This window comes from Acinetobacter sp. UBA1496, from assembly GCF_002324975.1.
Lineage (GTDB): Bacteria > Pseudomonadota > Gammaproteobacteria > Pseudomonadales > Moraxellaceae > Acinetobacter > Acinetobacter variabilis.
The window spans coordinates 1-25,339 of sequence record NZ_DCRI01000024.1; the positions used below are offsets into that span (position 1 = coordinate 1).

Consider the following 25,339-nt stretch of genomic DNA (forward strand, 5'->3'; position numbering starts at 1 on the left):
ATCTTTGTGCAACAAAGCCTTTTTGATTTATAAAATACTTTAGCTGCTTAAGTTTTCGGGCATAAAAAACCCGCTTACGCGGGCTGTGATCAGAGTGTTTTAAGCTGACTTTTTCTTCTGCTTGCCGAGGCGGGTAGCTAAAGCCGTGACTTTCTGATAGCCAGTTGGCATGAGGCGCTGAATTAAATCAATCGTTTTGGCATCATTTCCAATCAGCAGACGGCGTTTGTCTTTTTGTACCGCGTCCAAAATTTGACGGGCTGCTTCTTCCGGTGGGCAACGCAGCAGCTTATTGAAATTCTGTGCAGATTTTTCCGGATGCATTCCCAGACTACGAATGCTGTCATTCATTTTCGCTGCAATGGCGATATTGGTGCGGATTCCGCCTGGGTGTACACAGAGTGCGCTTACGCCGCAGTTTTCCATATCCAGTTCCTGACGCAAAGATTCGGTAAAACCACGCACAGCGAATTTAGTGGCATTATAAGCAGACTGGGTTGGCTGGGCAGTTAAACCAAACAGGCTGGAAATATTGATGACATGACCATCACCGGTTTTCTTGATTAAAGGCAGAAACTCTTTGGTGCCATAAACTACACCCCAGAAGTTAATCCCGACGATCCATTCCAGCTCTTCATAGCTAGCACCTTCTACGGTAGAACCAAGAGCTACACCAGCATTGTTAAAGATCATATTCACGCTGCCATGATCTTTCTCGACCTCAGCGGCCCAAGCGTGCATTTCTTCCAGATTAGCCACATTGACTTTTTTGGTTGTGACACGAACATCAGTACCTTTCAGCAGCTCAACGGTTTTAGCCAGGCCCTGTTCATTCACATCACTGAGTGCTAAATGACAGCCCTGCTTTGCTAAAAGCACCGCAAGTTGTTGACCGATACCTGAACCTGCACCAGTAATGGCCGCGACTTTATTATTAAAATTTTTCATTGAATTTCCTTGATTAAAACACTGCCCTTCCATGACAGCCTGTTTTTCTGTCGCATAGGGATACAGCACACCGTTTCAATATAGTTTTGACAATCCTTATTGTCAATAATTCCAGCATGTCTCTACGGGCCAATTTTCAGGTTTGAATTTCAGCATAGGTCAAAGCCGGATTTATTGATAAGATACTTAAAATCTCAAGCACATGAGTCTATGGTCTTTATGACGGATGCAGTAAATTCAGGGCAAAAACTAGCAAGTAAAAGTAAAGAACGCCAGTTTAAAGGACTTTCCATGGCTGAACGTCAGCAGGCGCGTCGTGAAAAGCTGATTGAGGCCGGAATCGAGGCTTATGGCCGTCATGGTTTCTTTTCAGTCACAGTGAAGGATATCTGTAACGAAGCCAAACTGACTGAACGTTATTTTTATGAATCCTTTAAGAAAAGCGAACATCTGTTCCAGACTATTTTCCTCAAGCTGATTGACCAGTTACAGCAGAATGTCATGCAGGCCATGATGCAAGCCTCTTCTGATCCAAAGAAAATGATCGAAGCCGGTCTGACTGCCTTGCTAACGACCTTACGTGACAATCCGGGTATGGCACGAATTATTTATATCGATGCGATGCTGGTTCAGGAACTGCATAATCAGGCCACGATTCATGAAACCATGGGCCGTTTCGACCGTATGATTCAGGCCTTTGTCATGCTGATGATGCCGAACCTTAATCGTTCTGAACGAGAGATTTCCCTGGTCTCGACCGGACTTAATGGTTATGTTACCCAGATTGCGATTCGCTGGGTCATGAGCGGCTTTAAGCAGTCACTGGAAGAAATTCTGTCTTCCTGTAGTCTGGTATTCTTTGCTTTACTAGATACTTTGGGTACAGAAAAACCAGCGGATCCGATTAAATAATTTTTAAATCAAGATAAGTTCCAGATAGATTTACTTGTAAGTGATCTACAATATTTTGAATTAAGACCCTCTTATAAAATAACAGCTTAAATTGTGACAAATCTTTGCAAAAAGTCCCGGAACTACCTATTCTGCAATGATACTGTCATAATTAATCTTTGTAATAAGCCTGTCATAAATATAAAACGGTCCACCGTTTGCATGAAATAGGGTATTGCGCTGTGAAAGATGACTACATTCTAATTGTTGATGATGAACTGCCGATTCGTGAAATGATCCACACTTCTCTGGATATGGCAGGCTTTCAATGTTTACAGGCAGAAGATGCCAAGCAGGCTCATCAAATGATTGTGGACCAGCGTCCAGCATTGATTTTGCTGGACTGGATGATGCCGGGTGGCGTCAGTGGTGTCGATCTATGTCGTCGTTTGAAACGTGATGAAAACCTGTCCGAAATTCCTGTCATCATGCTGACTGCGCGTGGTGAAGAAGATCATAAAGTTCAGGGACTGGACGCCGGTGCCGATGACTATATGACCAAGCCGTTTTCGACCCGTGAGCTGGTTTCACGTATTAAAGCTGTTTTACGTCGCTCCAATGCCCTCAGTGGTGAAAAATCCATTGATGCTAATGGATTGGTATTAGATCCAGTCAGTAAGCGTGTGAATTTTGGCAATACTATACTGGACATGGGACCCACTGAATATCGTCTCTTGGCATTTTTTATGACCCATCCGGAACGTGCTTATACCCGTGCGCAGTTGCTGGATCAGGTTTGGGGTGGCAACGTCTATATTGAAGACCGGACCATTGATGTGCATATCCGTCGCCTGCGCAAGGTACTCGAACCTTATGGCGCTGACCGCTATGTACAAACTGTGCGTGGCACCGGTTACCGTTTCTCGACCCGTGTCGATGTGGCACTCGGTTAATTATTTTTAGGTAAATCTCGTTTTATGTATGAGCCCTATCCTGTTCCCGAACTGTCACACGAGCACAAAAGACTCCGTTACAGCAGCTTATGGGATTTTGCCAAGCAAGATTTACGTCTCCTTCTTCTCTTCCTAGTAATTGCCAGTTGTATTGGCCTAGGCATCGGTTATTTCTGGATCTGTATCATTCTGGCCTTTGTTGCCTTCTTTGGTACACAATTGCGTTCACTCTACCTGGTCAATGAATGGATCTCGAACCGTCCCTATGATGTACCGCCAAATATTAACGGGATCTGGGGCGCTTTACTGTTCAATGTTTATCGGGCCCAGCGTCAGGAACGTGTCGTTCAGGCTGAAATGGTTGAGCTGATTGACCGTGCACAATCCTCGCTAGTCGCCCTTCAAGAAGCTGTAGTGCTGATTGATGAAAACCAGCAGATTGAATGGTGGAATCCGGCGGCAGGACGTTTACTAGGGATTGGTCAGGAAGATCGCGGCCGTAATATCCTGAGTTTGTTACGTCAGCCAAATTTCATTGATTACTATCATCATATTGATAATGCACCTGATGGCCTTAAAATGAAGTCTTCGATATTCGAAGATCATTATGTGCAAATCAAAATGACCCGTTTTGGCGGTGAAAGCCGCTTACTGGTCGCTTATGATGTGACCCGGATGCATAATCTGGAACAGATGCGTAAGGACTTCGTCGATAATATTTCGCACGAACTGCGTACACCTTTAACTGTGCTCAGCGGCTATATCGAAACCTTTACCGATCAGGAAGATATTAGCCCGCGCTGGAAACGCGCCTTTGACCAGATGCAGTCCCAGACCCGTCGCATGAATGCACTGGTGAATGACCTGTTACTGCTATCCCGTCTGGAAAATGACAAGAATATTGCCAAGAACCAGATAATTGACATGCCTAATCTGATGAACCAGCTGTTTGATGATGCGCAAGCCTATAACGTGGATTATGGCCATACCCTAAATCTGGACATTGACAGTCACTGTGACCTGATCGGCTCAGATATGGAAATTGCCAGCGCTTTCAGCAACCTGATTACTAATGCCATCAAGTACACGCCTAAAGGTGGAACCGTGACCATGGGCTGGCATGATGATGGTGAATCGGCCTATTTTGTCGTAGAAGATACCGGAATTGGGATTGATCCTAAACACTTGCCACGTTTGACCGAACGTTTCTACCGGGTAGATTCTGACCGTAGCCGCCGTACTGGTGGCACAGGACTGGGGCTGGCGATTGTGAAGCATGTACTGATGCAACATCAGGCCCAGCTCGAAATTGATTCCCGTGAAAATCAGGGATCCACCTTTAAGGTGATTTTTCCTAAAGAACGTCTCAGTTTCCCGGACTGATTCAAAAATAAAAAAAGGTGCAAGTCGCACCTTTTCTTTTTTAGCGAAGGTTTTAAGACTTTAATGCCTGCTCTTTGGATAAGGCCCGGAAATAAGCTGCTCGATGCGAGATCCGTTCCAGATAGGCTTGAATCGCCGGATAACTTTTACCAGTACGGCTTTGCATGGCTTCGAGTGGGAAGCTCATCTGAATATCCGCAAAACTGAAACGACCGGCAAAATATTCATGCTGGCTTAAATGATCTTCCAGAAACTGGATATGGTCTTTTAGACGGCTTTGTACAAACTGCTTTTTCACTCCTTCACAAATTGTTTTAGCAACCGGACGAACTAAAAATGGCACTTGCTCAGGAACTTTGGTCATCACCAGTTGCATGACCAGCAAAGGCATCAAAGACCCTTCTGCATAATACATCCAGTAACGGTATTGCTCCTTGTTCTCGGCACTGATCGGCTGAAACTGATGGGTCGAATCATAGGTTTCTTGGAGATACTCCAGAATGGCGGCAGACTCAGCCAGTACCAGATTCTGATCTTCCAGAATCGGGGCTTTACCCAGAGGATGAACCTGTTTCAAAGAAGGCGGAGCAGAATAGTTTGGCAGGCGTTTGTAATACTTGATCTCATAATTAAGTTCCAGCTCTTCCAAGGCCCACATGATTCGAAATGATCTTGATTGTTCGAGATGATGTAAAACACGCATATTAGACTCATGATTTTATTGTTATTACTGCGTGAGCATAGCAAAAAGTCCAGATCTGATTAAAGAGTTTATTAGTCTACTTACATTTTCCCTACCGGATATAGCGTACCCTCTTTAGCTTAAATCAGGCTAGTGCGAATCTCCAGACTGCGTAACAGGGTTTTGGTCACTGGGGTTTTGGCACAAATCTCCAGAATTTTCTGCTGCAAAGCCGAATCATGAACAGTATCAAAACTTAAGCGTCGTTCAATCCATTCCTGCCCTTCTTTATTAGCAAAAAATTCTGCTTCAACCTGAAAGTCGCCCAGTTCAATATTCTTATGCTTGGCATACATGCGCAAAGTAATCATGGTACAAGAGATCAGACTGCCTAAAAGCAGATCATAAGGTGCAGGACCTGCATCCTGCCCGCCGAAGGATTCAGGTTTATCGGTCAGATAATGATGCTGGCCATGACTGATTTCTCCCTGCCACGGTATGGTTAAGCTCTGTATTTTGGCAATTGCGATACGGGCCATACTGATCCTTTGTTCTTATGATTATGAAAACTATTTAGAAGCTCGCATATGTTCCGGAAATGCCGGTGCTTCCATACGTGGGCCATCATAGCTTGGAATGGTGCCAAAACGCGGGTGTCCCATCATCCACTGTTCACGGGCCAGCTTAAGTTCTTCCACATCACGACCCACCAGATTCCACCACAATAAAATAGGGCTTTCAAACGGCTCTCCACCAATCAGCAGGACTCGTCCACCGGCATGAATTTCGACATCCACATGCTGTAATCCGGGTTCAAGAATCACCATATTATCTTCAGTCAGTTCATGCCCATTAATACTTGCCAGCCCCTCAAGGGCCATAAAACCATATTCAAATCTTGGATCTAAACTCAGACGGGCACGGGTACTTTCAGCAGCGAATAGATCCACCCCCAAAAGTTCGGTATGAACCTTAACTGGTGATAGTGTATCCAGAAATTCCCCGACCAGGACCGTACATTGAATGCCCTGTTCTTCGATCACAGGTAATTCCGGATAATGATCAAACGCCGGAGCCATATTGATCTTGTCATCAGGAAGGGCGATCCAGAGCTGTGCTGCATGCATTTTGGTTTCAGTTTCCGGTGAAACCTCTGTATGCGAAATGCCATAGCCTGAAGTCATCAGATTAACCTGTTTCGGCCGGATCAATTGCCGGTTACCCAGACTGTCACTATGCATCATGGCGCCTTCAATCATCCAGGTAAAAGTTTGCAGGCCAATATGCGGATGCGGTCCGATATCCAGACCATCTCCCTGAGGAAATTGAGTGGGACCGGCATGATCCAGAAAACACCAGGCGCCAATCATGCGTTTATGCCGACTCGGCAAGGCGCGTTTAATGACGGTTCCCTGCCCGATTTCCGCACGCCGTAAAGGAACTTCCTGTATGAACTGATTGATATACTTTTCACAATCATCTGAATTTGACAGTTCAATATCATTATTATTCGACATGGTTGAGCTGACCTCGGCAAGTTCATTCTGGCTGTATGCTGTATCAAGACATCTTTCCCTGATCATCACAAGATGTCTACCTCATAGAACAATGTACCGCGTCTACCCGCAAAATCTATCTTTGGAAATATTTCGATACGTATAAAATGTGCTACTCATCAGAACAGTTCAGATACTTAAAAGCTTCAGTCTTCCAAAGACTGTAATCAAGATCTTGGTTATGAATTATATAATCATTCAAGTAACCAGCATTCTCTCGTTTAAATCAACTTATTCATCCTGCTCATGTTTCACGTGAAACGCTCATTTTTATTTATATAAACTTTTAAAATCAGCAATCTATAAAAATGTGATCCGTCTAGCTTTATGTTCACAAAAACAAAAATTTTGTTACGTTTTCTTTTTAAAAATCGTGCTACCCCCTGATTCTAGGGAGATTGTTTTTTATTCATTTGGTTCATAATAGGGCCCAATAAAAATAAGATTGGATCAGGATATGTCATCCTCGAATGAAAATATATATTCAACGGCGAATATGTCTTTTCAAAACTCGACCACGGATAGATCATTAAAGTTGGCCGAATGTGATCTGCAAAATCGCCAGTTAATTGAAGATGCGCTTGTACATCGCGCTGCACCTATTCCTGCGCAATTCCAGCAGTACTTTTATAACTATCTTTATTTGCATCGTCATCAAAATCTTCGCCAGATTAATTACATGGCGCAGATCGCCTTTTTGCTGTATTTCTTTGCCGATATTTTTATTATTCCTGACATGTTTTTCCTGTCTGGCCTGATCCGGGTATCACTGGTCATTGCTGTCATGTTTTGCTGCTATTACCTGTTTAAGCATCAAAAGAATATCCGGGTTCTGGACATGATTTTGCCTGTGGGCACGACTGTGGCTGCAGCGACCTGGATTGGCCTGCTCCTGCTGTCGAGCAGCCCGCATGTGTCGACTTATATCTATGCTTCTGCGATCTTTATTTTAATTACCAACCTCTGTGTACAGACTGAGTTTAAGGGTGCCTTGTATTGTTCCATTTTTATCGCCTTGTTTATCATGATTGGAGTGACTCATCTCATGAGTCTATCGCAGGCCTTTATTTTCACCGTTGTTTTCACACCTCTCTGGGCGTTTAGTATTTATATTAACTGGAATAATATCATCAACATACGGCGCTCTTTTCTACGCACTTTGCTGGATGAATGGAACTATCAAACCTTAAAAAATCTTGCTCATACTGATGATCTGACCCAATTATTTAATCGTCGTCATTTTGTGGATATGGCGGAACGTTCAATCCATCAATGGCCAAAGCCTGCCAGCACCTGCCTATTGATGTTTGATGTCGATTATTTCAAGAAAATCAATGACAATTATGGTCATGATGTGGGTGACCGGGTGCTACAACTGATTGCTGAAATTACCCGTAAAGAAATGCGTTCTAGTGATGTACTGGCACGTTTTGGTGGAGAAGAATTTATTGCCTTGCTGGAAGATACCCAGCTACAGGATTGCCTGATGATTGCAGAACGGATTCGCTGCTCGATTCAAAAGCAGGTGATGTACATCAATTCTGACCAGAAAATCCAGTTCACGATTTCTATTGGTATTGCTGAACTTGAATCTCCACAACAGGAACTTGAAGACCTGATTAAGCATGCGGATATTGCGCTTTACGAAGCCAAAAAAGCAGGACGAAACCGGATTAGGGTCTATCATCCTAATATGCTGCAACCGACTAAACCGCTCTCTCCAAATCCCTGGAATGTATTTAAACCTTTGAATAAACAGGAGCAGGCTGGTGCTCATCATAAAGCGAAACAGTCTTGGTCTGCTTTGTAAGTTGAGAGCAAAACCAAGATTGTTAGACAAGAATTTAAGAATTAGACCTAAATCTGTTTGTGATGCTTTTCAAATAATTTCTAAAAGAATAGAATATTTTTCATACAAATATAAGTATTCATCTTATTCATTTCTTTGGATTTAATGTGGGAAGGAGATATGCCAGATAAATATGAAGAAGAAGCTCGCCTCCTGCTTCAGGATGCCCTTCACGATCCTCTTGTTCGTATTCCAGAGCCTTTAAAACCTGCCTACTTTAGCCATCAGAAACAGCTCACTCTAAAATATTTGTTGTAGGTAAACCTATTTGCACAGGTGGCATATGCCTCCTACACCCTTGCCGATATTCCGGTACTGAATGACATTATGAATTTGCTCATTCTGACCAAGCTAGGCTATACCTTGGTAATTCTACTGATTACCATCTGGATGTATCATTTTTACCGGAACTTACCTGTATTTGACTTGCTGTTGCCGACCTCGATTGTCGGAGCAAGTGCAATCTGGTTTTTTAATCTGAATCAGTCTGAAAGTCCGCATACACTCATTTATCAATATGCTTCACTGGTCTTTATTGTCCTGGCCAATTTATGTGTGCAGATCCGCTTCTGGCCTAGTCTGATTAATTCCGGTCTGATTACATTGGTGATTTATATTGGTGTGTATTTCAATACCCAAGCTGATCTGTATCAGATGTTCTTGTTTTCCCTGATCTATATGCCGGTATTGACCTTCAGTTTATATATCAGCTGGAGTTCTACACTCATATCCCGTTTGGTATTCCTGCAACATACCCTGAATGAATATCATCGTCAGCCTTTTGAAAATCTCGCCCATACTTACTCGCTGACAGGCCTGAATAATAGACGCTGTTTTGAATATCTGGTGCAACAGCTGAGCCAAAAGAATCTCAACCAGCCTGCTCCAATCAGTTTGCTGGTCTTTGATGTCGATCATTTCAAGCAGATCAATGACCGTTATGGACATGATGTTGGAGATCAGGTGCTCCAGATGATTGCTCAAACCACATGCAATGAAATGCGACGCCATGATGTGCTGGCACGCTATGGGGGTGAAGAATTTATCGCATGCCTTACTGAAACTTCACTAGATGATGCACTCAAAATTGCCGAGCGTTTAAGACACAAAATCGAGAATATTATGGTCAATCTGGAACATGGGCATCGTCTCGATTTTCACCGTTTCAATTGATGCAGCCATTCTGGAAAGTAGTGAAACGGATTTAATGGCGCTGATTAAACAGGCTGATATTGCCCTGTATCAGGCTAAAGCCAATGGTCGGAACCGAGTCGAGTGTTATGATCCTGAACTTGACCAAGGTTTGCTTGGAGAACTTCAAAACTGGCAGGTTAAACCGGCTTAAATGTCATTTGAAAAATAATAAAAAGAGCGCCGAAGTGCTCTTTTTTATAGGTAATTTTCGTTAGAAAATTACTCCCATTCAATCGTTGCTGGTGGCTTAGATGAAACGTCATATACCACACGAGAAACTTCAGCAATTTCGTTCATGATACGTGTAGAAATACGGTCTACCAGGTCATATGGAAGATGTGCAAAACGCGCTGTCATAAAGTCGATGGTTTCAACTGCACGAAGTGCAATTACCCATGCATAACGACGGCCATCACCGACCACACCCACAGATTTCACTGGTTGGAATACGGCAAAAGCTTGAGCAGTTTTGTCGTACCAGCCGCTTGCGCGAAGTTCTTGCATGAAGATGTCATCAGCAAGGCGAAGAATATCAGCATATTCTTTTTTCACTTCACCCAGAATACGAACACCAAGGCCTGGACCTGGGAACGGATGACGATAGATCATGCTGTGTGGCAAGCCTAGAGTTGTACCCAATTTACGTACTTCATCTTTAAACAGGTCACGCAATGGTTCAACCAGGTCAAATGCCAAATCTTCAGGCAAGCCACCTACGTTGTGATGCGACTTGATGACATGTGCCTTACCTTGTTTGCTGGCAGCAGATTCAATCACGTCTGGATAAATCGTACCTTGTGCAAGGAAGGTTACACCATCGAGCTTACGTGCTTCTTCAGCGAAGACTTCGATGAATTCACGACCAATGATTTTACGTTTTTTCTCTGGATCAACTTCGCCAGCCAAAGCAGAAAGGAAACGGTCTTCAGCATCAGCGCGGATCACGCGGATCCCCATGTTGTCTGCAAACATCTGCATCACTTGATCGCCTTCGTTCAAACGAAGCAGACCGTTGTCTACAAATACGCAAGTCAACTGATCGCCAATTGCTTTGTGCAAAAGTGCAGCTACAACTGATGAATCCACACCACCTGAAAGACCTAACAATACTTTTTCATTGCCAATCTGTTCACGAAGCTGTTCTACACGCAGGTCAATAATATGCTCTGGTGTCCACAGACCACGACAGCCACAAATCTGGTGTACGAAGTTAGACAGTAATTCTGCACCTTTCGAAGTATGTGTCACTTCAGGGTGGAACTGGATCCCATAGAAACGGCGAGTTTCATCAGACACCATGGCAATCGGACAGCTTGGTGTGCTTGCAGTCACCTGAAAGCCTTCTGGAATACGTGCAACCTTGTCACCATGACTCATCCAGACATGCAGCTGGTTTTCACGGTCTTGCAGCTGACCAATCAGCTGGTCACGTACCACGATATCCACTTCTGCATAACCGAACTCATGTACAGTACCTGGCTCAACTTTACCGCCAAGCTGTTCACACATGGTTTGCAAGCCATAACAGATACCCAGTACAGGTACACCTAACTCAAATACCACTTGCGGCGCACGCGGGCTGCCTTCCAGGTGAACACTTTCAGGTCCACCAGACAAGATGATACCGTTTGGATTAAATGCGCGAATGTCTTCTTCAGACATGTCATAGGCATACATTTCAGAATATACACCAGCTTCACGGACACGACGTGCGATGAGCTGACTATATTGAGAACCGAAATCCAGAATCAGGATACGATCTTCAGTAATTTGAGTATTGGTAGTCATGACAAACAACTATGAAAGGCAAACGAAAGATAAGCGCCGTATTCTAGCATTTTTATTAGGCTTAAGCACACTATTCCCATCCGCATAATAATTAAGCAGTTTATTTTTTTAAATAGAATTAAGCTTTCGATTCAGCAGGAGAGCTTTCCCTTCTCTCCCCAGAATTCAATATATTTACGCTATTTGGATTTCAATATTTTAAGACCGGCCAGTTAAGTTGCTATTGAAAGTTTATTTCGCTTACCTCTATCACGGTCTTCACTGGGATGGCGTTTAGGGTTAAACATGTGAGCCACCTTTTGATTTTTATTTTAATAACATTTTCATGCTAAGCCTGTTTTATAGGAATTTACCGCCAATTTGTAAGATAAATTTTTAATTCACCCATCAGGGATGAACGGGCAATTATTTTCCTGTTCGGTACTGACTTTCATGCCGCAGACTGTTAGGATTTGATCACCTTTTCGCTTGTTTTTTCCCTATGGAACTGCTTGATTTTATCCTCCACGTTGATGATCACCTGCTCGAATTCATTACCAATTACGGCATCTGGATTTATGGCATTCTTTTCCTGATTATTTTTGTTGAAACGGGACTGGTGGTGATGCCATTCCTGCCGGGAGACAGCCTGTTATTTGCATCAGGTGCACTAGCGGCTTCAACGGGTGCAATGGATCCATGGGTACTGATTCCGCTACTGTTCACTGCGGCAGTGCTGGGCGACACTCTGAATTATCATATTGGTAAATATATTGGGCCACGTGTATTTGAGATTGAATCACGTTTTATTAATAAAAAGCATTTGCTTGCTACCCAGCAGTTCTTTGTGAAACACGGTGGTAAAACCATTATTTTTGCCCGTTTCATTCCTTTTGCACGTACCTTTGCACCTTTTGTTGCTGGTGCGGGAAGTATGAATTACAAATATTTCCTGACTTACAATATAATCGGTGGCTTTCTCTGGATCAGTTCATTTGTGATCCTAGGTTATCTGTTTGGCAACATGCCAATCGTCAAAGACAACTTCACTCATCTGATTTTCGGTATCATTATTTTAAGTGTCATGCCAGGTGTGATTGGCTTTATTCAGCAGAAACTCAAGAAAAATAAAATCGCCTGAAAGCCTAGAATTATTGATTGAAAATTTATTCCAGCCAATTGATCAACAAGGGCACCAGGCAAAGCAGTAAAAACAGAGCCGACCCTTTATAAATCAGGTCGGCTTTTCTTTTTGCCGACTCTCCCGCCAGAATCGCTTGTCCGAAGATCATCCAGAACAACGCAACAAGCAAGGCAATCCCAGTAAAAATCGCAAAGACTAAAACAAAGTTACTCGGGCTTTTCCAAGTAGACAGCGGCAAGATTCCGGTCGCCAGAAGTGCTGCTTTGGGGTTTTTTAGGGTTCCCTTAAACATCTGCCAGGGACGGATCTGAGGATGACTCAGATTATATTGTTCCAGTTGCCGCGCCTTGAATAAATGGAAGGTCATCCAGCCCACACCGATTGCACTTAGCACATGCACTAGTTCCTGAAAACTCGGCCAGATTGGTGAAAACAGATGAACCAGCAGAGCCCACCCATTGATCGCATATAAATACCCTACCAGAATGACGGGAATATACAGACTGGTTTTGGCTGTTCCCTGCTGATAGGCAGAACTGGCCACCAATGCATTGGCTGGTCCAGGGATCATCAGCACTGCTATTGTTGCAAAAACAAAGAGCCAGTTTTCAATCATGGTGGTTAAACATATCAGACAAGGTGATTACCTTAACCAATCTCGTGTTCTGATCACAAGACGGGATCTTTCAAAATTTTATGCGCATCGGTCATTTTTTCTGGTGAATACTGTGAACTGTGTCATTTGAGCAATCATTTTTAAGATAGAAAAAATGCCGACTTAAAGTCAGCATTTTTTTGATATTTAGAGGGCTATTTATTGGTGTTTTGACGGACAACAATTGGGCAAGCTTTAAATTTTGCAGCTTGTACAATAGCTTCCTGTTCACCCAATAGACGTGCCGTTTCAGTGCGTTTGGTATTGGAAGACTGTCCCATATTCACTGATACACTCGGACCAATGCCCCAGCCACCGCGGCTACCCCAGCCACCACCGATGCCTACCCCCACGCCGACACCTGTACGTTTAGGCGGCTCAACACCATTATCAAGATATTGCTGAATACGGTTGTATTCCCCCTGAAGCTGCTGACAGTTGAGGGTTTGATAATGAGTGGGTGAAACATAGGTCGGTTTGACCGTCGTTGCACAGGCACTCAGCAAGCTAAGTATGCTGATCGCCAGGCTTATTTTCACAAGTTTCATAGTTAACTCGATCTTAATGCTGCTCTATCTCATTGAACAATGATTGATAGGCCTGAGTCAATTTATGATCAGTTGCCAAGTGAATTAATGGCTGATTTTTTTGATGTGACTCTTTCATCAGCACCGACGGTGGCAACATGCTGTTTAGTACCGGAAGACCTTCATCTCTTAGTTGCTGTACCACTTCGCGAGGCAGTTTTGCCTGAACCTGAAACTGGTTGACCACGATGCCTTCAATTTCCAGACGTTCGTTATGATCATCCTGAGTTTCGATGACATTCTCAATCAGAGTTTGCAAGGCCCGTTTAGAAAACACATCACAGTCAAACGGAATCAGAACACGGTCTGCAGCAATCAGGGCTGAAAGTGTAAAGAAATTAAATGCTGGCGGAGTATCAATAAACACCCGGTCATAATGCTCAGCAAGTGGTTGCAAGGCATCGCGCAGCTTGTAAATCTTATGCTTGGATTCCAGTGCATGGGCCAATGTGCCCAAACTTGGACTGGCCGGAATGACATCCAGATTTTTAAAAGGTGATTGATGCAGATAACTTTCCAGCCCTTTAGCCCGGGTCTTGAGAATGGAACCAATCGCATTACCAATTAAGCTTTTGCTCTGCTGGTTCCCCAATACATCTTCAAAATAGTTTTCAATATTCGGCTCCAGCGCCGGCTTGTCACTCGAATAAGTTGCATCATCCCCTAGTAAATACTGGCTGGAGTTTGCCTGCGGATCAAGATCGATTAACAGGGTTTTAAGCCCCTGATGCGCACTGATTGCTGCCAAATTGACTGCAATACTCGATTTCCCCACCCCACCTTTTTGATTAAAAACCACACGAGTATGCATAAACACCCCTCTTTATTTTTCTAATGATCAGTATGTTTGAGTTCATTGACTGATGAATAATTTAGCCAAAATTCGGCTTGATCATGACCAATACCATAATCGCAATAAGTGAAACCACAGCAATAAATAAGCCAGCACGGCGTTGTACCAGCAGGATTGAATCATCTTTTTTATACGCTTTGCCCAAGGATGAAATCAGCACCAGAAATAAAATAATTTTGGCATAAAACCAAGGCTGTACATCAAAATTCTTTAAAAACAGGGCAATAATCCCAGTTAAGGCAATCACGCTAATCACCAGGTGCTGCAAAGCGACCAGAAATACACGTGCTTTTGGATTCGGTTGATTGCCCTGTGTACCCATAAACAGGGTAATAGCACGCGCAAGAATGGCCACAATGGCCAGTCCTGCCGCAGACATATGAATAATCTTGACTAAAAGCTGGGTATCCATAAAGTCCTCTTAGTTTTTTGGTGCATGTGCACATTCCGGACTAGACGTATCCTGTCCTGTCCACTCTTCAGGCAAGAAAGCATGAATTGCCAAGGCATGAATTTTATCTTTAGACAGCAAATCACCTGCCGCAGCATAGACCTTTTGATGGCGTTGTACCGCACGCAGGCCGGCAAAGGCTTCACTGACAATCACTGCCTTAAAATGCGATTCCTTACCCGGAAAATATCCACCATGACCCGAAGATTCATTCACGACTTCCAGGTAAGTAGGTGACAATTGTGCCAAACGGTCTTTCAGTTGTTGTTCTAAGCTCATGGCCTGACTCCGATTCAAGATATGGGTCCAGTATACCCTGTTCTATCCGCTATTTCGGTGCAAAAAATGTCTGCAATTATTTGATTGTGCCGAGATTTCATTAAATTTTGCATAAATTTTGTCTAATTGTCTGGAAGCACAGAGAATATTGCTTTTATTTTATGCAATCGACATAAGATTTTTCATAAAGTTATTGACCCTGTTTTTGCATGCTGTATTATACACGGCATGCGGGAATAGCTCAGTTGGTAGAGCACAACCTTGCCAAGGTTGGGGTCGCGAGTTCGAGTCTCGTTTCCCGCTCCAAATTCTTTTTTGTTCATTTTTTAAAGTAAAAAATCGATCGACCCTGCGGGAATAGCTCAGTTGGTAGAGCACAACCTTGCCAAGGTTGGGGTCGCGAGTTCGAGTCTCGTTTCCCGCTCCAAATTCAAAAAGCCCTGATCGAAAGATTGGGGCTTTTTCGTTGTTGATTTTAAATAACATTTTTTCTTTCAGTCTATAAAGCTATCAGCTTCAAAGTGAGTAAAAAGTTAAGTTAGATCAGTTAAGAGTGGGCTTACGTGACCAAAAGTGACCAAAACGTGCCCTATCAATGTCAACTATAGATCAACATGTTTAAGTTTTTGCATGAATTCTACTCAATATGAACTGAGTAATTTTTAAAAAAACCTGAAGCACTGCCTTATGGCTTTCATTAAAGCTTTTTAATCTCTTATAAAAAATGGTGACCAAATTTGGTCACCAAAAATACTTAATAAAAACAATATACTAACTAGAAAATTATTAAATTATATGACGCTTTTTATTAGCAATAATTATTCATCTGGCTTGAACTTTAATAAATCACCAACGTCTACATTTAACAATACGCACAATTTTTCTAATGTTTCAAAATCAATACGAGTTGATTGACCATTATAAAGCTTATGTAAAGTCGTCTTACTCATTCCGGTTGCCCGAGCTACATCTGCCACTTTCATTCTTCGTTCCGCCAAAAGAACAGGCAAGTTACAAACTATCATTAATTACCACCATTGTGTAATAAAGTACTTGCATGATGTATTAAACGCATTTATTATTGCATTGTGATCTTAAATAACACCATTGTGATACTTTATAAAAGGATACAAACATGAATCTTACTTATATTACTACAAAAGAATTGGCAGAACGAATCCATTATAACGAACGTACCATTCGTAATCAGTTAAAGGATAGCGTTCTAATCGAAGGTATTCATTACATCCGCCCTTTTGGTGGACGCAAAATTTTATATGTATGGGAGCGTATTGAAGAAGATATGACTAAAACCACTTTAGGCTCGCTACACAGCCTACAACTTCAATAAGGAGGATATTATTATGGCTGCCATCCGTACTAGATACGGTAAGTTATGTGTCGATTTTCGATACTTAAACATCCGTTGTCGTGAAACAACAGCTCTTGAAGACAATGCTCCGAATCGCAAAAAGCTTGAAAAAGTGATTGAGCGAATGGAAGCGGAAATCTTATTGGGTATTTTTGACTATGCTAAGTACTTTCCAAAAAGTTCTCGTTTGAAAGAAATCAAAAATGCAGAAAACAGAGTAAATGAAATCAGCTCTAAAACACCTCTATTTTCAAAGTTCTGTGAAATCTGGTTCACTGATAAAGAAATAGAGTGGCGTACAAGTTATAAGGAGAAAATTCAAATTGTAATCAAAAAGTACTTGATCCCTTTTTTTGGCGCAATTCCTGTTATTAATATTAAAAAGTCAGACATTCTTGGATTCCGTTCATCCCTCGCCAAAGTGACTCACGGAAAAAACCAAGAATGCCTTTCACCATCAAGAATCAACCAGATTATGATAGTGCTTCGTATGATACTCGATAGTGCTGCCGAACGATATGAATTTGATAGCCCTTATAAAAATATCAAGAACTTAAAGCAAGGAAAGATTAAAGTAACACCTTTTTCATTAAAGGAAGTACACGCAATCCTTGCCACAGTTCGTGATGATTTTAAGCCTTATTATACTGTTCGATTTTTCACAGGTATGCGCACCAGTGAGATCGATGGCTTGCAATGGAAAAATGTGGACTTACAACGTCGGGAAATCCACATTCGTGAAGCATTGGTGAATGGGGAGCTTGGTGGAACCAAAACTTATGGTTCTGACCGCACGATCCAGATGAGTGATCGGGTTTATCAGGCCTTTCTGCAACAAAAAAGCTTAAATTCTGGAAAATCAGAATTTGTATTTTGTAATCGCGATGGTGGGCCGCTTGATTATCGCCTGGTCAATAAGCGTGTCTGGCATCCCCTGCTACGCTATTTAGGGCTAAAACCTCGTCGTGCTTATCAAACACGTCATACTGCAGCTACGCTCTGGCTGTCGGCAGGCGAGAACCCAGAATGGATTGCACGCCAGCTGGGACATTCAACGACTGAAATGCTATTCCGGGTCTATAGCCGTTACATCCCTAATGTTACGCGCCGCGATGGTAGTGCTTTTGAAGCCATGCTGGAGAGACTGAATACAGAGAAGCTTGTCCATGAACAGTAAAGCTTTTTTTGGCGGCGTAGTCGTTAGCCCAGAAGCAGATATGGTCGCTCGTGAATTAATCCATGAGCTACACATTCCCAAACTGCACAATCTGGCCTTTTTGCTGGAAATCAATAAATGCTTCGATGATCACCAAGCATTAAGACTCTGGCTACAGCGAATGCTGGATGAAGGGCAAGCTCATTACGATGACTTGGCTCAACAGGCCCGTTTCCGGTTAATGAGCCTAGCTCACTAATAAAACAATCATAAAAGGTCATCAAATCGATGACCTTAGCCCCTCTATACCTATAAAAAGGTGAACACATGCATAAAGATATTTCAATTTGGATGCCACTCTATATTGGCGACCTACAGGCAAAATTTGCACGAATGACGGCAGAACAAATTGGTGCGGCACTGCTGTTAATGATGGATTTCTGGAAAAATGGTGCCATTCCTCACGACCTAGCGACTGTTTGTAGCATCACGAAATTACCGCAGCACACCAAGGCTAAAACTTTGTTAAATACGCTGATGGCCCTAGAATTGTTTGAAGTCGAGTCTGAGCAGATTCATTCAAATTTCTTAAGCAGTTTAAAAAGCCAAGCATTGCAAAATCAGCAAATGAAATCTGATAAAGCTAAAAATGCAGCTCAAGTACGTTGGGGGAAATCCGCAAGTAATGCTCAAGCATCAGCCAAGCAACGAAAAGTAAATGCTCAAGCAGCTCCTGAGAAGAACCCGAGTATTACTCAAGTCATGCTTGAACCATGCCCTTCATCTTCATCTTCATCTTCATCTTCATCTTCATCTTCAAATTTTGAAGAAAAAAATGAGGATTTTTTAGAAAATTCCAAATGGATTTAGGAGAGTGATCATGAATACCATGCTTAAAACGCTCCAGTTTCGCACAGAAACAACGGAAACACTTTGCCCTACCCATCATATACCCCTGATGGAAATCGCTGGTCACAAGCTATGTAAATTGTGTGCCAAAGAAACCGTCCATCACTCACATGCAGCCTATGCAGATGAGTTGCAACAGCGATTGCTACAACAGAAAATCAAAAACTCAGGGCTCAATAAACGCTACCTGGATCGTGGCTTCAAGAATTATGTAGTTGCATGTCCTGCACAAGACAATGCCATCAAACTATGTCAGGCTTTTGCACAGCAGATTATTTCTGACCATTATCCAAACCTACTGCTCATTGGTACACCGGGTACAGGAAAGACTCATCTGAGTGCGTCAATCATTCGCAACATTCTGCATAACAGTACAAAATCTGCACGCTACTATACCAGCGCAGAAATTGCTCAAAAAATGATGGATACCTGGTCAGATGCTTCACGCTCTGAGAAAGAAGTCATCGACCATTTCTCCAGTTTTGATTTATTGGTGATTGATGAATATGGCCTGCATGACCGGCATGAAAAACGCCTGGAGATGGTGCATAAGGTCTTATATAGCCGTTATGACAACATGAAATCTACTCTGCTGATTTCCAACTTCACAGTCCAAAATATGCAGCGAGATTTAGGTGTCCGATTATGGTCACGATTACATGAAAACAATTTGATTGTAGTACCGTGTTATTGGGATGATAGACGCATCACCGGATAAAAGAAGTCTTTACTACCGCCAATTATCTTATTGATATAATTGGCATTTTTTATAATTAATTTCTAAAAATCTCAACTTTATTCTCTAAAATATAGACAGAAAAATTCTAGAAAAAGAGAGGAAATCCTATCATTTTATGTTGAAAATCATAAAGTTCATTAATGAATTACCGGTATCAAAATAATTACTACCGAATAGCGTACTTATTAATAGGACTTACGCAAAGACGACCGAAGGCGAGTTATCTTAATCAATTTTTGAGCTTACAAGCAGGGGTTACGATGAAAATTTTTTGGTTTATACCGACACATGGCGACAGTCGTTATTTAGGCACGAGTAAAGGGGCAAGAACCGTTGACCATACCTATATGAAGCAAATTGCAGTGGCAGCCGATAACCTTGGCTATGAGGGCGTGTTGATTCCGACAGGTCGCTCATGTGAAGACCCTTGGTTGGTCGCCGCTAGTCTCATTGATGCGACCACTCGCTTAAAGTTTTTGGCGGCATTACGCCCTGGGGTGACGACACCCGCGCTTGCTGCTCGCATGACAGGCACCTTTGATCGATTATCAAATGGTCGATTGCTGCTTAATCTGGTCACAGGCGGCGATGAACAAGAGCTTAAAGGCGATGGCATCTTTGAAGACCACGCGACGCGTTATCAGACAGCCAGTGAATACACCACGATTTGGCGAGAGATTTTGACTCGCTCGCACACAGGCGAATCCTTTACTTTTAACGGTGAACGCTTGCAAGTAGAAGATGCTAAATTGCTGTACCCCCCTCTACAACAGCCATATCCGCCCTTGTGGTTTGGCGGTTCATCTGAGGCGGCGCAAACACTGGCTGCCGAACAAGTTGACAGTTATTTGACGTGGGGTGAGCCGCCTGCCGCCGTCAAAGAGAAGATTGAGCAGCTTAAAACCAAAGCCGCTGCCAAAGGTCGTACATTAAGCTATGGTATTCGTCTGCACGTGATTGTGCGTGAAACCAATGAAGCCGCTTGGCAAGCCGCTGATGAATTATTGAGTCATGTGAATGACGACACCATTGCCGCTGCCCAAGCCAAATTTGCCCAAATGGACTCGGTGGGACAACAACGTATGGCAGCCTTGCATGGCGGTCGCCGTGATAACTTAGAAATTTCGCCCAACTTATGGGCAGGGATTGGACTGGTACGTGGTGGCGCAGGCACCGCACTGGTGGGCGACCCACAAACTGTTGCCGCGCGTATTCAAGAGTATGCCGATTTGGGCATTGATAACTTTATTTTTTCAGGCTATCCACACTTAGAAGAGGCGTATCGGTTTGCTGAATTGGTTTTCCCATTATTACCGAAAGACACCCAAAACACCTTGGTCAAGCCAAATTTGACAGGACCGTTTGGTGAGATTGTCGCTAATAACTATGCACCACCGCAACAAACCCGTGACACTGCAACCCCAAAAACACCTACCACTGCTGCACCTAAACACGCCATCGCCTCTTAAATTCATCTTAAAGACATATTAAAGGCGTCTTCAATGCTTGTGATAAAACGTGCTAATTAAAGCACGTTTTTCGCTTCGTCTATACCTATCATTAGACACCTATCATCCGACAGGGTGTGTGGAATCCACCCTAGCCATGATAAACATCTTTTAACTGATAAACCTTTTAACTGATAGACTTTGTTTTAAAAAGTGGTAGCCAGTTATACGGTGAGATTAGACCAGCAAGCTACTTTGCTAAAGTTAATCATCAAGGTGTCAATATCCCAACTTTTTTAGCAAATGCAACACAGGAAAAATGACTTCTCTATAGCTAGGTTATATTCGGGATGTGAATAACCTATTGATAGTAATGAATATTTTTTAAGCCAACACTGTTAGTTTTACGGTCTCTAGTATGTCATTTTTTAATCAATAGCTTAGTTGTGTAATTTTATGGGTGATAAAAGTTATTTTAACGCTTTTGCTTTTTGCGGCTTATATAATAAAAAAGATTTAAATTTTAAATCATAAAACAATGGGATAAATAAATTTAAATCATGCACTTCAATTAATGATCAACTAACTATAAGGGCAATAAATATGACAACTGAAAACAATGAAAAACTTTCTTTATTAGACGATGTGGCATTAAAAGCCCAAATGCTCATGGCAAATCTAAAAGAGGGCGCTAATGATGGCTATGACCATTCTGTCACCAGTGCCGGTGAAAAGGGCTTAAAATCAGGCAAAGTGTCTGAACTCACCGCCATCGCCCCCTTGACCAAAGATGGGGCAGCTCGTATCAAGCGAATTTTGGAAATTACCAAAGGCAATCTTGCAGGGGCGACCAATGTAGGCACCTTGCATGATTTGCGGTTGGTGTTTTTAGACAATGATACTAAGCTACTGTTTTGTACCGCCTATGATGGCGATTGGGATGCTTACATCAACGACTTTGCTACCAAAATTCCAGAACTCATGGATTTGATTTTTGGCAATGTAGAGGGTTGGCCTGGGATTAAAAGCCCGACTGTCAAGCAATTTATCCTTGACCATCAGATTACCGCTACCGGTTGGTATGTAGGTGTACCGCATCTGACGGTTCGTGATATTGCGCGTAATGACAAAATCGTGCGTGGCATTAATAAAGCCATTGAACAAGCCCAATAAGCCCGCTTAGAACCTGTATTCACCATATCACGTTTATCAGCGTACTATTCTAACCGTACTCTGAACGGGCAAGCTTTAGGTTAAAATTTCGATACAAAAGCGATTTGTTCAGTGATTTTACCATAAGTAAGCGATATTTAGCGTGGTGTATGGTGAACAAGCTTTCAGCATCAAATTTTTAAGATTCTCTGCTAGGAACGACCATGAATAACGACAACCCAGCGAATGAAAGCCTACTTGGCAAATTAAAAACCCATCTACAAGATGGTATCGAGCATGGTATAGAGGCCGTTAAAGACAAACTTGAACACAGCGATACACCCGCTGAAAAAGGCAGTGTCAAAGAACGGGTACACGAAGCGAAACAAAAAATCGGCACGCAGCTGCACAGCGTCATGACACGGGCAACGAACGCTATCTATCCCAATATCGCCACGATGGAGCTTGAGGATATTCAAGCTATTATTTTGCATGACCGCCCTGCGCCTTACTACGGCACGCTTGTCGCGCTAAAAGTCAATGACAGCAACGCGGGTCGTGAATTACTAAAAGCGGTATTACCAAACGTCACAGGCTCAAAAAATTTCCAAAAAGATATGGATGCCAATTTGACCATTGTGATGACGTATAAGGGGCTAAAAGCTTTAGGCTTACCGCAAAGCTCGCTTGATTCTTTCCCAGAAAATTTCAAAGCAGGTATGGCAGGCCGCTCCGATATCTTGGGTGACAAAGGCGATAATGACCCTAGCAACTGGCTTGCGCCATTTGGTGATAAAGGCGATATTCATATTTGCGGCGCGGTGATTGCCAATAGCCAAGAAAAATGGCAAGCCAAACTTGCCGAACTTAAACAGACGTTTGCCCCTTATCTAGATACCAGCCGTAACGCGATCGAAATCTTAGTGGAACATGATTTTGGCGTAGATGGTGACGTCAAAAACGTGTTTGGTTATCGCGATGGCATCAGTAACCCAGAAGTTGATGGCAGTGGTATCAGCCTTGAAAATAACACCGAACGTCCGATTGCGGCGGGTGAATTTGTGTTAGGTTATAAAGGTGAAGCGGGCGTGGTACCTCCCATGCCACAGCCTGAAGTATTGGGAAAAAACGGTTCGTTTATGGTACTGCGAAAATACCGCAGTAATGTCGCTGACTTTCACCGCTATTGCCTTGAACAAAGCGACAATGACCCAGCTAAAGCCGATAAATTGGGGGCAAAAATGTTTGGTCGCTGGCGTTCGGGTGCCCCCATCACCCTAAGCCCAGACCATGATGATGAAGCCCTCGGCAAAGACAATGTAGCAAACAATAAATTTGACTACACGGACGATCCCTATGGCAAAGGCTGCCCGTTTGGTGCCCATGCTCGCCGTATGAACCCCCGCAATACCAAAGATTTTATTCTAAGCGATGTGCGTCTTCACCGTATCATCCGCCGTAGTGTATCGTATGGCGATATCGTGCCGCCCAACGTGACCCAAGACGATGGTCAAGAGCGGGGGTTATTTTTTATCGGTATCAACGCCCATGCCATGGACACGCTTGAGTTTTTGCAAAGCCAATGGATTAATGACGGCAACTTTATGAACCTTGGGGAAGAACGTGACCCAATGCTAGGCGTACACGCAGGTAGTGACGCTGATAGCGATGTGTTCACCGTACCCGATGAGCCAATTCGTAAGCGTCATACCAATATTTTGCAATTTAATACCCTACAAGGCGGTGAATATCTTTTTGTACCGAGCTTGTCGGCACTCAAATGGATGAGTGAGCTTAACGAAAATTCATATTAGAGTAAATCTAAATAAAAAAAGGTTAGGTGGGTTTAGTAAACCTAACCTGATAAAAATAACAAAGGACAATCATCATGTTAAATAAATTATTCGGTCGTCGTTATGCCAAGTTTGACCCAGCCATCGACCAGCTTACTAGCGACGATGAAAAAGCCATCGACCAAATCACCGCAGATATTCGTGACTATATCGGCAAATCAGACACGGTTAGCAAAATCAATTATCACACCCGAGATGCCCACGCTAAAGGCTACTGTGCATTAAAAGCCAACTTTGAGATTTTACCAAAACTGCCCAAAGAATATGCCCAAGGTATCTATGCCAAACCCGCTCGTCATGAAGCAGTGATTCGTTTTTCTAACGGCTCATCTCGTGTGGCTGCCGACAACAAGTTGGGGCTTTCTCAAGGGTTGGCGATTAAAGTCTTTGGTGTCAAAGGCGACAAATTACTGCCAGATGAGCCAGATAGCCCAAACTTTGACTACAATCTGATTAATTTTCCTATTTTCTTTTGTAATACTATCCAAGACTATAGTTATATTTCACGGCTATTTTTACAATTAAATGATTATTTTGCCAAAGGCGCGAAAGGGCAAGCCAAATTTGCCTTTGACTGGATTACCCAATATGGCAAAAAACTGCCATCCAAAGAATCCCTCAAGACTTTTAGGGCTTTTAGTAAGTTTAAAACCATCAAACCGCAAAATACCTTGTTATACAGTTTTTACTCACAAGGGGCGGTGCGTCATGGCGACTATATGGCGAAAATCCGTGTCGCCCCGACCAAAGCGTCACAAGCCAAAATCAAACGCCGAGATCTCGATGTCAATGCCACCAGCGAGGCGATTCGTCCTCTGATTTTACAAGAAATCCGTCAGCACGATTATGAGTTTGATGTGCAAATCCAGCTGTGCCGTAACTTAAAAGACCAACCCATTAATGACTTGACCAAAGAATGGGATGAAAAAGACGCCCCGTTTGTGACAGTGGCAAAACTCACCATCCCTTGCCAAGATGTGCCGGATGACGGTAATTTTGACATTATGGAACACTTGTCATTTACCCCGTTTCGCTGTATTGAAGCCAACCGTCCGATTGGTAATTTGCAACATGCGCGACTGCGTGCCTATCAGACCGCCTCGACCACTCGCCATCGTTTAAATCATAAAAAACGTGCCGAGCCAATCAATCTAAAACAGGCATTTGATAAAGATTTTTATAACCTTTAAATTTGGCAAAAAACCAGTAGCGGGGCGGTTATGGGGGCATTGTTTGGGGTAAAATTTCACCCATTGGGTAAAAAACTACATCGCCTTTAATCATTCAAAAACCGTTAGCCTGTGACTGGGCTAACGGTTTTTTACCTTTTTACGCCATTAAACTGGCTTTGTTGCATAAATATGTAAGCATCTGATTTAAATAAATTTAATTTTGGATCAAAAAATAATCAAAACTTTTAAAATCAAATAGTTATGAAATCTTTGTGCAACAAAGCCGATTGAAAATCAGATGCGTCCCTGGGCGTTGGGCCGCAAGAACTGGCTGTTTGCAGGTTCG

The 25,339-nt window shown here is 42.8% G+C and carries 28 protein-coding genes, 2 tRNA genes and 1 pseudogene; 20 read left to right on the forward strand and 11 right to left on the reverse strand.

Features of this window, described 5'->3' with window-relative positions; genetic code table 11:
- Positions 1-99: 99 nt before the first annotated feature.
- Positions 100-948 carry an SDR family NAD(P)-dependent oxidoreductase gene (locus tag B3143_RS02590; RefSeq protein ID WP_286739417.1) on the reverse strand — a complete coding sequence of 283 codons (849 nt, stop codon included), beginning with the start codon at positions 946-948 and terminating at the stop codon, positions 100-102.
- A gap of 219 nt (positions 949-1,167) precedes the next feature.
- Between B3143_RS02590 and B3143_RS02595 the strand changes: the two genes are divergently transcribed.
- The 3 genes from B3143_RS02595 to phoR all read left to right on the forward strand — a co-directional run bounded on the left by B3143_RS02595 (position 1,168) and on the right by phoR (position 4,175).
- Positions 1,168-1,860, forward strand: a complete 693-nt coding sequence (locus tag B3143_RS02595; protein WP_286739420.1) for a TetR/AcrR family transcriptional regulator — start codon at positions 1,168-1,170, stop codon at positions 1,858-1,860.
- Positions 1,861-2,081: 221 nt separating this feature from the next.
- Positions 2,082-2,792, forward strand: coding sequence for a phosphate regulon transcriptional regulator PhoB (phoB, locus tag B3143_RS02600; RefSeq protein WP_004780667.1), 711 nt, complete (start codon positions 2,082-2,084; stop codon positions 2,790-2,792).
- A gap of 24 nt (positions 2,793-2,816) precedes the next feature.
- Positions 2,817-4,175, forward strand: a complete 1,359-nt coding sequence (phoR, locus tag B3143_RS02605; protein WP_286739422.1) for a phosphate regulon sensor histidine kinase PhoR — start codon at positions 2,817-2,819, stop codon at positions 4,173-4,175.
- A 52-nt stretch (positions 4,176-4,227) separates the two neighbouring features.
- Here the strand turns inward: phoR and B3143_RS02610 are convergent, their stop codons facing one another.
- The 3 genes from B3143_RS02610 to B3143_RS02620 all read right to left on the reverse strand — a co-directional run bounded on the left by B3143_RS02610 (position 4,228) and on the right by B3143_RS02620 (position 6,374).
- Positions 4,228-4,878 carry a glutathione S-transferase gene (locus B3143_RS02610; RefSeq protein ID WP_286739424.1) on the reverse strand — a complete coding sequence of 217 codons (651 nt, stop codon included), beginning with the start codon at positions 4,876-4,878 and terminating at the stop codon, positions 4,228-4,230.
- Between the two features lie 119 nt (positions 4,879-4,997).
- Positions 4,998-5,396 (reverse strand): OsmC family protein, encoded by a 399-nt coding sequence (locus B3143_RS02615; RefSeq protein ID WP_104426911.1) that lies wholly within the window; start codon positions 5,394-5,396, stop codon positions 4,998-5,000.
- 30 nt (positions 5,397-5,426) lie between these two features.
- On the reverse strand, positions 5,427-6,374 hold the full coding sequence (locus tag B3143_RS02620) for a pirin family protein (RefSeq protein WP_286739426.1): 948 nt from the start codon (positions 6,372-6,374) through the stop codon (positions 5,427-5,429).
- A gap of 496 nt (positions 6,375-6,870) precedes the next feature.
- On the opposite strand from B3143_RS02620, the gene B3143_RS02625 reads away from it, so the two are divergent.
- The 4 genes from B3143_RS02625 (at position 6,871) to B3143_RS02640 (ending at position 9,607) form a co-directional block, all read left to right on the forward strand.
- Positions 6,871-8,223: a GGDEF domain-containing protein gene (locus tag B3143_RS02625; protein ID WP_286739427.1), complete on the forward strand. Its 1,353-nt coding sequence runs from the start codon at positions 6,871-6,873 to the stop codon at positions 8,221-8,223.
- Between the two features lie 159 nt (positions 8,224-8,382).
- The gene (locus B3143_RS02630; protein WP_286739429.1) at positions 8,383-8,520 is read left to right on the forward strand and encodes a hypothetical protein; all 138 of its coding nucleotides are present in this window, start codon (positions 8,383-8,385) and stop codon (positions 8,518-8,520) included.
- 18 nt (positions 8,521-8,538) lie between these two features.
- A complete protein-coding gene (locus B3143_RS02635; RefSeq protein ID WP_286739430.1) occupies positions 8,539-9,435 on the forward strand; it encodes a GGDEF domain-containing protein in 897 nt (298 codons plus the stop codon).
- Positions 9,401-9,607 (forward strand): diguanylate cyclase domain-containing protein, encoded by a 207-nt coding sequence (locus B3143_RS02640; protein ID WP_264673494.1) that lies wholly within the window; start codon positions 9,401-9,403, stop codon positions 9,605-9,607. The genes B3143_RS02635 and B3143_RS02640 overlap by 35 nt, the downstream gene beginning before the upstream one ends.
- A gap of 68 nt (positions 9,608-9,675) precedes the next feature.
- On the opposite strand, the gene guaA is transcribed toward B3143_RS02640, so the two are convergent.
- Positions 9,676-11,244, reverse strand: a complete 1,569-nt coding sequence (guaA, locus tag B3143_RS02645; RefSeq protein WP_005233328.1) for a glutamine-hydrolyzing GMP synthase — start codon at positions 11,242-11,244, stop codon at positions 9,676-9,678.
- A 481-nt stretch (positions 11,245-11,725) separates the two neighbouring features.
- Between guaA and B3143_RS02650 the strand changes: the two genes are divergently transcribed.
- The gene (locus B3143_RS02650) at positions 11,726-12,364 is read left to right on the forward strand and encodes a DedA family protein (RefSeq protein WP_004780651.1); all 639 of its coding nucleotides are present in this window, start codon (positions 11,726-11,728) and stop codon (positions 12,362-12,364) included.
- Positions 12,365-12,389: 25 nt separating this feature from the next.
- Here B3143_RS02650 and B3143_RS02655 read toward each other — a convergent pair whose 3' ends face one another.
- The 5 genes from B3143_RS02655 to B3143_RS02675 form a co-directional block, all read right to left on the reverse strand.
- Positions 12,390-12,983 (reverse strand): threonine transporter RhtB, encoded by a 594-nt coding sequence (locus B3143_RS02655; protein WP_286739432.1) that lies wholly within the window; start codon positions 12,981-12,983, stop codon positions 12,390-12,392.
- Positions 12,984-13,177: 194 nt separating this feature from the next.
- Positions 13,178-13,570 carry a hypothetical protein gene (locus tag B3143_RS02660; RefSeq protein WP_005233324.1) on the reverse strand — a complete coding sequence of 131 codons (393 nt, stop codon included), beginning with the start codon at positions 13,568-13,570 and terminating at the stop codon, positions 13,178-13,180.
- 13 nt (positions 13,571-13,583) lie between these two features.
- On the reverse strand, positions 13,584-14,420 hold the full coding sequence (locus tag B3143_RS02665; protein WP_286739433.1) for a ParA family protein: 837 nt from the start codon (positions 14,418-14,420) through the stop codon (positions 13,584-13,586).
- 61 nt (positions 14,421-14,481) lie between these two features.
- Positions 14,482-14,874 (reverse strand): SirB2 family protein, encoded by a 393-nt coding sequence (locus B3143_RS02670; RefSeq protein ID WP_005233322.1) that lies wholly within the window; start codon positions 14,872-14,874, stop codon positions 14,482-14,484.
- A 9-nt stretch (positions 14,875-14,883) separates the two neighbouring features.
- Positions 14,884-15,192: a BolA family protein gene (locus B3143_RS02675; protein ID WP_004780643.1), complete on the reverse strand. Its 309-nt coding sequence runs from the start codon at positions 15,190-15,192 to the stop codon at positions 14,884-14,886.
- 230 nt (positions 15,193-15,422) lie between these two features.
- Between B3143_RS02675 and B3143_RS02680 the strand changes: the two genes are divergently transcribed.
- A tRNA-Gly gene (locus B3143_RS02680) sits at positions 15,423-15,498 on the forward strand.
- A 45-nt stretch (positions 15,499-15,543) separates the two neighbouring features.
- A tRNA-Gly gene (locus tag B3143_RS02685) sits at positions 15,544-15,619 on the forward strand.
- Positions 15,620-16,010: 391 nt separating this feature from the next.
- Here B3143_RS02685 and B3143_RS02690 read toward each other — a convergent pair.
- Positions 16,011-16,217, reverse strand: a complete 207-nt coding sequence (locus B3143_RS02690) for a helix-turn-helix domain-containing protein (protein ID WP_004280956.1) — start codon at positions 16,215-16,217, stop codon at positions 16,011-16,013.
- Between the two features lie 110 nt (positions 16,218-16,327).
- Between B3143_RS02690 and B3143_RS02695 the strand changes: the two genes are divergently transcribed.
- The 10 genes and pseudogenes from B3143_RS02695 to B3143_RS15235 all read left to right on the forward strand — a co-directional run.
- Positions 16,328-16,543, forward strand: coding sequence for a hypothetical protein (locus tag B3143_RS02695; protein WP_001054887.1), 216 nt, complete (start codon positions 16,328-16,330; stop codon positions 16,541-16,543).
- Positions 16,544-16,556: 13 nt separating this feature from the next.
- Positions 16,557-17,741 (forward strand): site-specific integrase, encoded by a 1,185-nt coding sequence (locus B3143_RS02700; protein ID WP_005233321.1) that lies wholly within the window; start codon positions 16,557-16,559, stop codon positions 17,739-17,741.
- Positions 17,731-17,979, forward strand: coding sequence for a hypothetical protein (locus B3143_RS02705; RefSeq protein WP_001084944.1), 249 nt, complete (start codon positions 17,731-17,733; stop codon positions 17,977-17,979). Before B3143_RS02700 ends, B3143_RS02705 begins: the two co-directional genes overlap by 11 nt.
- 68 nt (positions 17,980-18,047) lie before the next feature.
- Positions 18,048-18,590 (forward strand): DUF1376 domain-containing protein, encoded by a 543-nt coding sequence (locus tag B3143_RS02710; RefSeq protein WP_004883937.1) that lies wholly within the window; start codon positions 18,048-18,050, stop codon positions 18,588-18,590.
- 10 nt (positions 18,591-18,600) lie between these two features.
- A complete protein-coding gene (locus tag B3143_RS02715; RefSeq protein ID WP_002058176.1) occupies positions 18,601-19,347 on the forward strand; it encodes an ATP-binding protein in 747 nt (248 codons plus the stop codon).
- A 281-nt stretch (positions 19,348-19,628) separates the two neighbouring features.
- Entirely contained in the window at positions 19,629-20,837 is a 1,209-nt protein-coding gene (gene ssuD, locus B3143_RS02720; protein ID WP_005233317.1) for an FMNH2-dependent alkanesulfonate monooxygenase, read from the forward strand.
- Positions 20,838-21,419: 582 nt separating this feature from the next.
- Positions 21,420-21,989, forward strand: coding sequence for a hypothetical protein (locus B3143_RS02725; RefSeq protein ID WP_004280952.1), 570 nt, complete (start codon positions 21,420-21,422; stop codon positions 21,987-21,989).
- A 203-nt stretch (positions 21,990-22,192) separates the two neighbouring features.
- Positions 22,193-23,782, forward strand: a complete 1,590-nt coding sequence (locus B3143_RS02730) for a Dyp-type peroxidase (protein ID WP_005233314.1) — start codon at positions 22,193-22,195, stop codon at positions 23,780-23,782.
- 74 nt (positions 23,783-23,856) lie between these two features.
- The gene (locus B3143_RS02735) at positions 23,857-25,011 is read left to right on the forward strand and encodes a catalase family protein (protein WP_005233312.1); all 1,155 of its coding nucleotides are present in this window, start codon (positions 23,857-23,859) and stop codon (positions 25,009-25,011) included.
- 268 nt (positions 25,012-25,279) lie between these two features.
- A pseudogene (locus tag B3143_RS15235) lies at positions 25,280-25,339 on the forward strand (IS66 family transposase); the annotation flags it as partial.